The sequence below is a fragment of the Streptomyces sp. NPDC046977 genome (assembly GCF_040644455.1).
Taxonomy (GTDB): domain Bacteria; phylum Actinomycetota; class Actinomycetes; order Streptomycetales; family Streptomycetaceae; genus Actinacidiphila.
The window spans coordinates 75,156-87,123 of the sequence record NZ_JBEYWO010000010.1; the positions used below are offsets into that span (position 1 = coordinate 75,156).

The following is an 11,968-nucleotide window of genomic DNA, read 5'->3' on the forward strand; positions in this document are numbered from 1 at the left end:
CCTCGATCACGCGGGCCGCCCGGCGGCCGCCCGCTTCCCCTTGCCCGCGCCGGCCCGGTGGCCCGTCCCGCACCGGCGGGCATGCGGGACACGAACGGGACCTGAGGTGCGCGGGGTGTCTGTCTTGCGGTCTTCCGCAGTCCCTTACGGCTCCGTCCCGGCTTCCGTTCAGCCCTCCGCGGCCACCACCGGCCGCGGCCGGTGCGTGGTGGTGGCGGCGGGGCGCCCCGCCGGCGCCGCGCGCCCCGGCGGTCGTCGGGGGGCTCGGGCCTCAGGCGCCGGCGGCCGCGGTGAGGATCGCCCGGATCTGGGCGGTGATGGCCAGGCGGTCGGCCACGAACGCGGGATCGGTGACGGTGCCGGTGGCGGGGTCGGTGTTGCCGGGACCGAAGTGCAGGAGAGGGGTGTGGACATGCCCGCCCGGCGCGGGGAGGCCGAGTTCGTCGCGGAGCAGGGTGGCGCGGTAGGCAATCTCGTTGGAGAGGTAGTCGCCGCCGCCTCCGGCGCGGGCCGCGGAGCCGGGCGTCGGGCCGCGGTCACTGACGACGGGCACACCGGCCCCGGCCGGGAGCTCCGTGACCTCGGTGCGGTCGTACACCGGGAAGGGACCGGTCCCGGCCGCGGCGACCGCCCGGTACGGCAGTCCCGTGGTGGTCCACTGCGGCGGCTCGTTGTCGTACGGGACGGGGACGGGACCGGTGGCCGGGACGCCGGCGTTGTCCGGGAGGCCGCCGCGCCAGGCCCCGTTGAAGCGTTCGAGGTCGAAGCGGCCGTCGCGGCCCTGACTGACGGTGGCGAACAGGTCCACGCGGTGCGGGCCCGGGCGGAACCACGGGCGCAGCGCGCGTTCGACGCTGCCCCGCGTGAAGTCGGCCCAGCGGACCGGGAACACGACGGCCGCCACGCGGGCCGGCCCGCGGGCGGTGCTGAGCGTGACGCCGTGCAGGGCGAGCGCGGCGGCGCCCGAGGGGTTGCTGCGGCGGACGTCGGCGTCGAGCCGGAAGGGGTCGAAGCCGGTCACCAGGATGCGTCCGACGCCCTCGGCCACGGGCGGCAGGACGGTGTCATGCCCCCGGGAGGTCCACTCCAGCCGGTCCAGCAGGGCGGCGCGCCCGGCCTCCCCGAGCGGGAAGGACGGCTGCCACGCGCCCAGGGCCCGGGTCAGGGACAGCCGGGCCCAGTACAGCGGCCGGTCGTCGTCGGGGCTGAGGTCGCCGCCGGCCGGGCCGCGCCCCTGGGCCCTGCCGACCGCGTCCTGCCACAGCGCGCGGCCGTGGCGGCGCACGACGCGTTGCGCCGCGGTCCTGGAGTGCGCGGCCGCCAGTTCCCGGGCGAAGCGGGGGGCCGCGGCGTCGAAGCCGCTGCGGCGCAGGATCTCCTGGGGCGCGGCCCGGTCCAGCCGGGCCTCCTCCACGGTCGGTGCCGCACAGGTGGGGGCAGTCGCGGGCGGCGCGAGGGCCGGCACGCCGCTCTGGGTGGGAAGCCGCACTGTCCGGGACCCTCCGAGCCGATCAGGTGCGCGGCCGGCGGACGCGCGCTCCCAGCATCGCCGACCGGCCCGGCGGAACGCCAGGGGCCCCGCCTTGACAGCCGGCGGGTCAGCGCAGGATCGAGGCGAGGGTGAGCCGGGTGAAGGTGACGGTGTCGTAGGGGGTGTCGCGCCCGGTCTCGTACAGCAGGCCCACGTGCTTGCTGTCGATCTGCACCAGGTCCGAGTAGGCCGCCTTGGCGTCCGACACCCGGTATCCGCGCGACCAGGTCGCCCCGTCGTCGAAGCTGGCCCGCACGGTCATCCCCACCCGGTCCCGGGGCTCGCCGGGGGCGGCCAGCAGCAGGGGGCCCGAACCGCGGCCGTTGTACGTCTGCAGCAGGCTGCCCTCGACGGACGGCGCGATGATCCCGGGCACCGTCCTGAAGGGTGCCTGGAGTGTCGCGCCGCCGTCGTCGCTCCAGGCGTGGGCCCGGCTGCCGCGCTCGCTGCCCTTCTGGTCGCGCGCGTTGAAGTAGACCCGGCCGTCGGGGAGTTGGGCGACGGCTGTTTCGTTGACATTGACCCGGCCGTCGACGTCGGCGTCGACGTAGCCGATCCGCCAGGTCCTGCCGCCGTCGTCGCTCAGCAGGCTGTGGCCCGCGTACCAGCGCGGCTCCGAGCCGTTGTCCCCGCTGCCCGGCGACGGGGTGACGGAGTGGTTGGCGCCGACGACGAGCCGGCCCTTGTGCGGGCCGGTGGTCAGCGCGACGCCGTGCCCGGGGCCGGTGGCGTACCAGCGCCAGCCGGGGCGCTTGACCTGCGCGGTGATCTCCCGCGGACGCGACCAGGTGACCCCGGCGTCGTCGCTGGACCGCACGAAGACACGCCGCCCGTCGGCGGGGACGGCGTCGCCGGACATGATGTCGGCCTCGGTCGCCGCGGCGCCGTTGCGCGTGGTGAGCAGCACCAGCCGGCCCGACGGGGTCACCACCGGTGCCGGGTTGCCCAGGGTGTTCGGCCCGGCGTCCGCGATCCTGCGCAGCGCCGTCCAGGTGCAGCCGCCGTCCGTCGAGCGGCGCTCGACGACGTCGACGTCGCCGTGGTCCGCGCCGGACTCCCGCCGACCCTCGGCGAAGGCGACGAGCACCGGGCCCGCCGTACCGGACCCCGGCACCTGGACCACCGCGGGGATACGGAATGTGCTGTAGCCCTTCTGGCCCGAGACGAAGACCCGCGTCGGCGCGCACCCGGCGCCGGACGCCGCCAGTTCCGTGGTGCTCGTGGAGTGGCACGCCGCGGCCAGGACCACGCCAACGGCCGTCACCAGACGCCCAGCCCACCGCACCACGCGCCACTCCCCGTACCGGCCGTCGCAAACACTCCGGACAGTAACAAAAGGGATGCCGCGGCCCCCGTCCCGGCGGCCGTCCGGCGCGGCGTGCCTGCCGGCTTACGCGGCCTTGCGGACCAGGAAGAAGATGCTCGGCCCGAATGTCACCCGGGCCAGCGGCCGCTGCAGCGCCACCTCGGCGCGGGCCAGCGCGCCCCGCGACACCACCCGCTTCAACCGCGTGCTGCGCAGGTTCGACACCGACAGCCGCTGCTGCACCCGCAGCCCGGCGGCCTCCAACTGGGCTGCCACGGTGGCCGGGTGGTGGTTGACGAACGGGATGCTGTCGCGTTCGCGGTTGGCGGCGGAGCGGATGTCGACCGGCTCCCGCGGCACCCGCCGGCGCCGGGCCGCGTACCGCAGCCGGTTCGCGGCGTGCGCGAGATTGGCGGTCTCCACGACCGCGGTGCCCCCGGGCCGCAGGACGCGGGCGATCTCGGCCAGCGCGGGCGCCGGGTCCGGCAGGTGGTGCATCACCCGGACCATCGTCACCAGGTCCACGCTGCCGGAGCGCAGGCCGAGCCCGGCCACGGTCGTCAGCCGCATGGTGACGCCCGCCAGGCCCGCCAGGTACTCCTCGGCGTCCTGCAGTTGACGGCGGCTGGAGTCCAGCAGCGTGACCCGGTCGGCGAACTCCCGCAGCACCGGCACCAGACGCCCGTACCCGCCGCCGATGTCCGCGGCATGGCCGAAGTGGCGGCCCGCCAGCAGCCGGCGCAGCGCGGCGACCTCGGCGTCGTGCTCGTAGCCGCGGCCGTCCCAATAGGCCCGGTAGCTCCGCTGGTTGTCGTCGTACTGATCGGCCCGCTGCTCCATCGCGTCCCCCTCGCGCCCTGCCGTCACCCTTCACCGGTGAGGTCACAAGCGGGACGGGGAACGGTTCCCTCCGCACCGCGACCGGCCCTACGGCTTGCGGAAGTCCAGGGGGCGCGGCGCGGGCGCGGGCGCGGGCACGGTACCGGACTCCTCGGGCTCCCGATCCGCCTGCGGCGGCAGCAGGTCACGGACGAGGAGCGTGGCACCGGCCATCGCCGGCAGCGGGCGCGGCGACCTCGGCGTCGTGCTCGTAGCCGCGGCCGTCCCAATAGGCCCGACACGCGGGACAGGGAACGGTTCCCTCCGCACCGCGACCGGCCCTACGGCTTGCGGAAGTCCAGGGGGCGCGGCGCGGGGGCGGGCGCGGGCACGGTGCCGGACTCCTCGGGCTCCCCTTCCGCCTGCGGCGGCAGCAGGTCGCGGACGAGAAGGGTGGCACCCGCCACCGCTCCCGGCATCAGGAAGACCGCGACGACCGGCACGAGGAAGCACAGCACCAGCGGCACACCGAAGCCGAGGCTCAGCATCATCCGGCCGCGCAGTATCCGCAGCCGCTCGCGCAGCGGCACCTCACGGCGCTGGAAGGCGACGCCGCTGAGTTCCAGGGCCAGGAAGAAGCCCGACACGCAGAAGCCGACCACGGGCACGACGGTCTGCCCGACGACGGGGACGAAACCGGCGGCGAACAGCGCGACCGTCCACGCCGTGACCCGTACCAGCACCCGCAGGCTGTCCCAGGCGGACTGCAGCAGCTCCCGCCACAGGGGGATGTCCGGACCGGCCGGGGCGCCCCCCTCGGTGTCGTCGACGCGCTCCGCCAGCGACTCGTAGAAGGGCTGCCCGACCAGCAGCGTCACCGCGGTGAAGGAGATCACCGCCAGCACGAGACCGCCGCAGAAGACGACAGCGGTCAGCAGACCGCGGAAGAGCCCCTGCCAGGGCGAGCCCCAGCCGTCGGCGAAGGGGGTCGCCCAGGCGGTCGCGTCGTCGGCCCAGAACGCCAGCACGACCAGCGCCGCGACGTAGCCGACGAGGGTGATGAGCGCGGGCAGCAGTCCGAAACCGAACCAGCGGCCGTGCCGGACGACCCAGCGCTGGCCGTCCACGAAGTGACGTATCCCGGTCGCAAGATCTCGCATGCGCGACAGGGTATGCGACCACCCCGGGACGGCGGGACCGTCCGGCCGCCGTGGAGCGGGATCAGGCCAGGATCTCGCAGTCCGCCGGGCCCGTCGGCTCGGCGTCGAAGAGGCACACGTCGGTGTCGGCGTCGCCGGTGACGCTGCCCGGGCCCGCGTCGTCGGCCTCGACGGAGATGAAGTCGGCTCCCGCACCGCCGTTCACGGCACCGGTGTTGGCGACGGCGTCGGCGGAGAGGTCGATGATGTCGGCCTCGGTGCCGCCGGTCACCGTGCCGGTGTTGCCGCCGTCGATCCCGATCAGGTCGGTCCCGGCGCCGCCGTCGACCGTGCCCGCGTTGACCCCCGTGATCGTGATCACGTCCACGCCGCCCCCGCCGCTGACCACCGTGCCGGCGGGCACTCCCGCCGGGCAGTCGATCTCGTCGGCGCCCTCCGTCCCTGTCACCACAGTGCCCGCGACGGCCGTGCCGTTCACCGTGCAGCCGGCGGGAGCCACCACCGCGGTGGGGTCCGCCGGGTCCGGGGGACCGGCGACGGCCGTCGCGGAACCCGACAGCAGGGCGGTGGCGGCGGCAAGGGCGAGCGCTGCGCCGGCCGCGACCGGCCGGGGACGTATAGCGGGCATCTACGACTCCTTGGGGGGACGCCTCGGGTCGGCGCGGATGCCACGAGCGTCACCGCGCCCGCCCCGCCCCGCAATCGGGCCGCGTCCGGCCGGGGGACGCCGGGCGCCCGCGCGCGCCGGAGCGGGCCGCGCGCGATCCGCCGCTGCCGTGCCGCCGGACGCGCCAACACGCCCCGCCGGGGCCGGACGGCCCGGCGCGGGCCCGTGAACAGGGGCGGGACCGCCGCGCGCGGTGCGTCCGCGGGCAAAGCGGAGCGGCCACACGCCGGGCCTCAGTCTTGCGTTCGGGGGCGCGTCAGGTGCTCGTAACGTCGAGTGGGGAACGTGAGATCGCACGGCCGCACGTCAACACCTCGCATCTCGACGCCCTGAAGAGCATTGGAGTCCGTGTGTACGCATGGGGAGACCTGACCGTCCGCTGCCCCGCCGACCGAGGTGTGCGGGCGCTGGAGCTCCTTCCCACCGCGCTCGCCGCGCGGGCCGTCACGGGTGACGGCCGGGCCGCCGAGCCGCTGGCCACGGCCGCGCGCGCGGGCGACACGGCGACCGAACCCTACGGCGCCGCACGCACATTGCGGCGCGGGACGACCGCGGCCGCGTTGCGCGAGCGCGCGCACCAGGCCGCGGACGACACCGTCACCACCGAACTGGCCACGGACGACGGACTCGTCCTGCGGCACCGGATCGTGCGGGGCGACGGCTTCGTGCGGATCCGCACGAGCGCGGTCAACGAGGGCAGCCGGCCGCAGACGCTGGAGATGCTCAGCTCCTTCACCCTCGGCGGGCTGACCGCGTTCGCCACGCACGACGCGGAGACCCCGGAGACCCCGGATTCCGAGGGGCGCTACGTCGTGCACCGCCTGCGCTGCGCCCGCGGCGCCGAGGCCCGGCTGGTCTCCGAGCCGGTCGAACGGCTCGGTCTGGAGGGCCCGCGGGACGGCGACGCCGGCACGGTGGCGGAGCGGTTCGGCGCCACCGGGCTGCTGCCGGTGGCGGGATGGCTGCCGTTCCTGGCCGTGGAGGACACCGTCGAGGGCGTCCTGTGGGGCGTCCAGTTGGCCGCGTCCGGGCCGTGGCAGCTGGAGGTGCTGCGCTCCGGCAGCGCGGGGCTGGCCATCGGCGGCGGCCCGGCCGACGCCGCCTTCGGCGGGTGGCGCCGTACGCTGCCGCCGGGCGGCCGCCTGGACGCGCCCGAAGCGGTGCTGTCCGTGGTGCACGGCGACCTCGACGAGTTGTGCCACCGGCTGACCTCGGCGCAGTCCGGGCACCCGCGCCCGGGGGCGGAGGCCTCGCTGCCCGTCGGCTTCGTCGTGGACGACCCCGGCCACGACCGGGCCCTCGCGCTCGCCGACCGCCTCGCGGGCACGCCCGTCCGGACCGTCACCCTGGGCCCCGGCTGGTACGGCGACCCCGGCACCGACGCCGACCGGACCCACGGCGACTGGGAGCCCAGCGCCGCCCGCTTCCCCGACGGCCTCGCCGCGACCGCCCGCGCGCTGCGGGAGCGCGGCTTCGTGCCGGGCCTGTGGTGGGAACCGGAGACCACCGGCGAACTGTCCAAGCGCCACGCCACGGAGGACGGGCATGTCACCGGCGAGGACGGCCCGGCGGCGGCCGCCGGACGGCGCCTGCTCGACCTGCGCCGCCCGGACGTCGCGGAACCGCTGCTCGACCGGATGACGGCGGTGCTGCGGGACTTCGGGTCCGTGAGCGTCGACTGCGGCGCGGACCCGGCCCTCGACGGCGAGGCCGCCCGTCAACTGGGCGACGCCGCCGTCGCCTTCCTCACCGCGCTCGCCGCGCGCCTGCCGGATCTGGTGATCGAGAACCGCGCGGGCGGCGGCCACCGCGTCACCCCCGCGTACACCGCCGTCACCGCGCTGTCCCGCGGAGCGGGCGCCGTCGACGCGCGCGAGGTCCCCGTGGTCGCGGCGAACCTGCACCGGGTGCTGCTGCCCCGGCAGTCCGTGGTCCCGGTGGAGCTCGCGGCCGAGGACGACGACCGCACCCTCGTCTCCCGCCTCGCCGCGGGCTTCCTGGGCCGCATGTGCCTCTCCGGCGACCCCGCGCGGCTCGACGCGGGCCGCTGGGCGCTGGTGCGGCGGGCGCTGGCACTGTACGAGCGCGCGGCGCCCGTCATCGCGGACGGGATCTCCCGGCACGGCGGTACGCGGGCCGCCGACGCCGCGGGCAACGCCACGGGCTCCCAGTCCGTGCTGCGCGTCTCCCCCGACGGCCTGCGCGCCCTCGCCGTCCTGCACACCTTCGGCGACCCCGGCGACTCGGCGGGCCTCGTCCTCCCCGAGGGCCTGTGGACCGTCGACGCCGCGCTCACCCCCTTCGGCGCCCCGCTGTCCCTGGCAGGCGCCCGCCTCCGCTGGCACCACCCGGGCCCCTGGGCAGGCGCAGTGGCTCTCCTGTCCGCGACCCCCCGCCCCTGACCCCGCCCCCGGGGAGGCGGCGACGGCCTCCCCGGGGACACACCCCACATGCCCGGACCCCGCCGACCCGCGACCGATCACGGCACTCCCCGCACCCGGGCCGTCAACCGACCACGGCCACCGGCACGACGAGCCTCGGCAGGACCCTGCCTCGCCGTCCGGACCGCGGGGACGACCGCCCGCACGACGAGCCCGCAGCCGTCATGGCCAGGACCGGCCGCGACACTCCCCCGCCCGATACACCTGCCGCACCACCGAACCCGGCCACCCCAACTGCCGCACGCCGAACCCATGGTCAGCACAACCACAGCCGATCCCGGCAGGTGGCGACGACCCCGGCACGACGACCTGTGCCCAGCCGGGCCACGGGCCGACACAATGCCCGGCCCCACCACAACTGCCGCACAGTGAGCCCGAGGGCGACAGGAGAGTGCCGACCCCGTCAACCAACCGGACACCCGCATCGCCACGTTGAGCCGCAGCCGTCCTGCCCCTGGCCAACCACGGCAAGCCGCCTGCCCCGTGGACCGACCGGCCGACAACGCGGGCCGCAGTCAACCTGGGCCGGGAAGCGACACGGCCTCCCTCGTCAACCGGCCACGTGCATCGGCACGGTGAGCCCGCAGCCGTGCCGACCTCCGCAAAGGTCCGCCCCCCGGGGAGGGAGCGCGCACACGTCAACCGGAGACCACCACCGGCACGGTGAGGCGGGGGTCGGCCAGGCTGCGGCCGATCTCGGCAGTGTAGGTGCCGGCGGGGGTGCGCCAAGCGGCGGCCGTCTCGTCCCAGGTGCGGGCGGCCCGCCGGCTCAGCGGTACGCGGACCTCCGTGGCGCCGCCCGCGGGCAGTTCCACGGAGAGGAAGCCGGCGAGGACGCGGCGCGGCCGGTCGGTGGTGTCGTCCTCGGGGACCGCCAGGTAGACCTGGACGACCTCGCGGCCCGCCCGGTCCCCGGTGTTGCGCAGCCGCACGGTCACCACGCCCAGGGTGTCGGGGTCGCCGCCGGGCTCGTGGCCGGCGCCCTCGTACTCCCAGTCCGTGTAGCCGAGTCCGTGCCCGAAGGGGTACGCCGGGGCGACGTCCGACCGGTCCCAGGCGCGGTAGCCGATGAAGACGCCCTCCTCGTATGCCAGGACGCCGCCGCGCGGCTCGACCCGGGTGACCGGGGCGTCGGCGAGCGCCACCGGCCAGGTGGTGGGGAGCCGCCCGCCGGGCTCCTCCGCGCCGAGCAGTACGTCGGCCAGCGCGGCGCCCGCCTCCTGCCCGGGGAACCACCCGAGCAGCACGGCCGCGACCTCCTCGCGCCACGGCAGCTCCACGGGGGCGCCGGAGTTGACCACGACGACGGTGCGCGGGTTGGCCGCGGCGACCGCGTGCACGAGGTCGTCCTGGCGCCCCGGCAGCCGCAGGTCGCCGCGGTCGAAGCCCTCGCTCTCGACCCGTTCGGTGGTGGCGACGACCACGACCGCGATCTCGGCGTCGCGGGCGGCCGCGACCGCCTCCGCGATCAGCTCGTCCGGGTCGCGCCGCGGTCCGCGGTGGACGAGGGAGAACGCGACGGCCTGGATCGGCATGCCCTCCATCTTGAAGACGTCGTAGGCGAGGGACACCGGGACGGTCGCGCCCGCCTCCAGTTCGACGGTCCCCCGGTCCAGGGGCGCGCCGAAGAACGCCTCGAACGGGTCGGACTCCTGGCCCATCTCCTGCACACCGTCGAAGACGACCGTGTCCGCGACGACCAGCCGGAAGCCGCCGGTCCCGCGGGTGCCGAAGTGGTGGGCACCGCTCTCGCGCGGGGTGAAGGTGCCGGTGACCTCGACGGTGTGGAGCGCGTCGTAGGTGACGCCGTCGGGCAGGGCGTCACCCGTCCACTGCACCTGTCCGCTGGGCAGGGCGGTCTCCCCCAGCAGTTGTCCCGCGGCGTCGCGGCACAGCGCGCGCAGCGCGAACCCCTGTCCGGCGGCGGCCGGTTCGTCGCTGGGGTCGGCGCCGACGGCGTACGTCAGCCGGGTGCCCGCGGGCAGCGCGGCGCGCAGCCCGTCGAGCGGGGAGACGACGTGGGCCGGGAAGACGTGCGCGGAACCGCCGCCGAGGACGCGGGCGTCGCGCGCGGCGGCGCCGATGAGCGCGAGGCCGTCCACCCGGGTGGGGTCGACCGGCAGCACGGGCCGCCCCTCGCGCGGCTCGTTGCGCAGCAGGACGAACGAGCGCCGCGCGATCTCGCGGGCCAGGGCCTCGCCGTCGACCGCGGCGGGCAGCGCGTCCGCGGGCACCGCGGCGGGCACGCCCTCCAGGAGCCCGGCGCGGGCGGCGAGCAGCAGGACGTTGCGCACGGCGGCGTCGACGACGGACTCCTCCACCCGCCCGTCCCGCACCGCCTGGGCGAGGGCCTCGCCGTACACGGTGTGCGGGCCGGGCATGGCCACGTCGAGACCGCCGGTGATGGCGGCGACGGTGTCGCGGGCGGCGAGCCAGTCGGAGACGACGAAGCCGTCGAAGCCCCATTCCTCGCGCAGCACTTCGTTCTGGAGCCGGTGGTGCTCGGTCATGGTGGAGCCGTTGACCCCGTTGTAGGCGGCCATGACGCCCCAGGGGCGGGCGTTCTTGACGATGGCCTCGAAGGGGGCGAGGTACAGCTCGCGCAGGGCGCGTTCGCCGACGGCGTTGTCCACGGTGAAGCGCTCGGTCTCGGCGTCGTTGGCCACGAAGTGCTTGACAGTGGTGCCGACGCCGCCGTCCTGGACACCGGCGACGTAGCCGGTGCCGATCTCGCCGGTCAGGTACGGGTCCTCGGAGTACGCCTCGAAGTGCCGCCCGCCGAGCGGCGACCGGTGCAGGTTGACGGTCGGCGCGAGGAGGACGTGCACGCCCTTGCGGCGGGCCTCCTGGGCGAGCAGCCGCCCGGTGCGGCGGGCGAGTCCGGGGTCCCAGGAGGCGGCGAGCGCGGTGGGGCTGGGCAGGGCGACGGACGGGTCGTCGGCGGTGGAGCGCACGCCCCGTACGCCGACCGGTCCGTCGGACATGACGAGGGAGCCCAGTCCGATCTCGGGGACCGAGGGCAGTGACCACATGTTCTGCCCGGCCAGCAGACGTGCCTTGGTGTCGAGGTCGAGTTTGCCGAGGGCCTGCTCCACGGCGGCCGCGCGCTCGGTGTCGGTCATCCGGTCAACTCCCATGTCGGGGACGGGTTGTCGTCGCCTTGTCCACGGGGCATCCTGGCCCTCCCACCTGATGATCGGTAGGTGTCGTCACCCGCTCGTTACCCGAGCGCGCCGCGGCCCGGTTAGGCTCGCCGTCGTGACAGGCGACGACCGCGGGCGGGGACTGGGGCGCGCGGCCCGCGGCGCGGACCGCAGGGCCGCGATCGTCCAGGCCGCCCTCGAAGTGATCGCCGAGCGCGGCTACCGGGGGGCCTCGCTGGCGGCCGTGGCCGAGCGGGCGGGCCTGACGCAGCAGGGGCTGCTGCACCACTTCCCGAGCAAGGAGGCCCTGCTGATCGCGGTGCTGGACATGCGCGACCAGTGGGACATGGCCTCGGCGGCGCTGCACGGCACCGCCTGGCCGCTGGAGATGATCGCCGGCCTCGTCGAGTACAACGCGACCCGGCCGGGCGTCGTCCAGGTCTTCACCGTGCTCGCCGGCGACAGCGTCACCGAGGGCCATCCGGCGAGCGGGTACTTCACGGAGCGGTACGCGCGGGTGCGCGCGTGGGCGGCGCAGTCGCTGCGCGGCGAGTACGGGGACGTGCTGCCCGGCCGCCTGACCCCCGAGCAGGCCGCGCCGCTGCTCGTCGCCGTGATGGACGGCCTGCAGACGCAGTGGCTGCACGACCCCGGGGCGGTGGACATGCCCGCCGTCTTCCGGGACTTCGTCGCGCTGCTGACCGCGCCGCGCGCGGCGGACGGGACGCCGGGGACCGCCCGGCGGGCGGTTCCGCCCGGATCATGCGGCGATGCGTGACATCGCCCCTCGGGGTCAGGGGAGGCACCTGGGACCGGGCGGCCACGGTGGGGCATTGCCGCCCGCCACGACGGCGTCAGGGGCGCACCCCCGAGGGAGCGCACCCCTGGACACGGGCCGGGA

Annotated in this window: 9 protein-coding genes; 2 read left to right on the forward strand and 7 right to left on the reverse strand. The window is 76.2% G+C overall.

What is annotated here, in order from left to right:
* Nucleotides 1–271: 271 nt before the first annotated feature.
* From ABZ883_RS17330 to ABZ883_RS17355, 6 genes are all read right to left on the reverse strand, one after another.
* Entirely contained in the window at nucleotides 272–1,489 is a 1,218-nt protein-coding gene (locus tag ABZ883_RS17330; RefSeq protein WP_360906646.1) for a pyroglutamyl peptidase, read from the reverse strand.
* 109 nt (nucleotides 1,490–1,598) lie between these two features.
* Nucleotides 1,599–2,819 carry a sialidase family protein gene (locus ABZ883_RS17335; protein WP_360906648.1) on the reverse strand — a complete coding sequence of 407 codons (1,221 nt, stop codon included), beginning with the start codon at nucleotides 2,817–2,819 and terminating at the stop codon, nucleotides 1,599–1,601.
* Nucleotides 2,820–2,921: 102 nt separating this feature from the next.
* Nucleotides 2,922–3,704 (reverse strand): class I SAM-dependent methyltransferase, encoded by a 783-nt coding sequence (locus ABZ883_RS17340; RefSeq protein ID WP_360906650.1) that lies wholly within the window; start codon nucleotides 3,702–3,704, stop codon nucleotides 2,922–2,924.
* Between the two features lie 60 nt (nucleotides 3,705–3,764).
* On the reverse strand, nucleotides 3,765–3,890 hold the full coding sequence (locus tag ABZ883_RS17345) for a hypothetical protein (RefSeq protein WP_360906652.1): 126 nt from the start codon (nucleotides 3,888–3,890) through the stop codon (nucleotides 3,765–3,767).
* A gap of 107 nt (nucleotides 3,891–3,997) precedes the next feature.
* Nucleotides 3,998–4,816, reverse strand: a complete 819-nt coding sequence (locus tag ABZ883_RS17350; protein WP_360906653.1) for an EI24 domain-containing protein — start codon at nucleotides 4,814–4,816, stop codon at nucleotides 3,998–4,000.
* A 61-nt stretch (nucleotides 4,817–4,877) separates the two neighbouring features.
* Entirely contained in the window at nucleotides 4,878–5,444 is a 567-nt protein-coding gene (locus ABZ883_RS17355) for a hypothetical protein (RefSeq protein ID WP_360906656.1), read from the reverse strand.
* A gap of 389 nt (nucleotides 5,445–5,833) precedes the next feature.
* Here ABZ883_RS17355 and ABZ883_RS17360 point away from each other — a divergent pair, with 389 nt between their 5' ends.
* Nucleotides 5,834–7,885, forward strand: a complete 2,052-nt coding sequence (locus tag ABZ883_RS17360) for a glycoside hydrolase family 36 protein (protein ID WP_360906658.1) — start codon at nucleotides 5,834–5,836, stop codon at nucleotides 7,883–7,885.
* 677 nt (nucleotides 7,886–8,562) lie between these two features.
* On the opposite strand, the gene ABZ883_RS17365 is transcribed toward ABZ883_RS17360, so the two are convergent.
* Nucleotides 8,563–11,046, reverse strand: a complete 2,484-nt coding sequence (locus ABZ883_RS17365; RefSeq protein ID WP_360906660.1) for a glycoside hydrolase family 3 C-terminal domain-containing protein — start codon at nucleotides 11,044–11,046, stop codon at nucleotides 8,563–8,565.
* Nucleotides 11,047–11,182: 136 nt separating this feature from the next.
* Between ABZ883_RS17365 and ABZ883_RS17370 the strand changes: the two genes are divergently transcribed.
* Nucleotides 11,183–11,845: a TetR/AcrR family transcriptional regulator gene (locus ABZ883_RS17370; RefSeq protein WP_360906662.1), complete on the forward strand. Its 663-nt coding sequence runs from the start codon at nucleotides 11,183–11,185 to the stop codon at nucleotides 11,843–11,845.
* Nucleotides 11,846–11,968 lie beyond the last annotated feature (123 nt).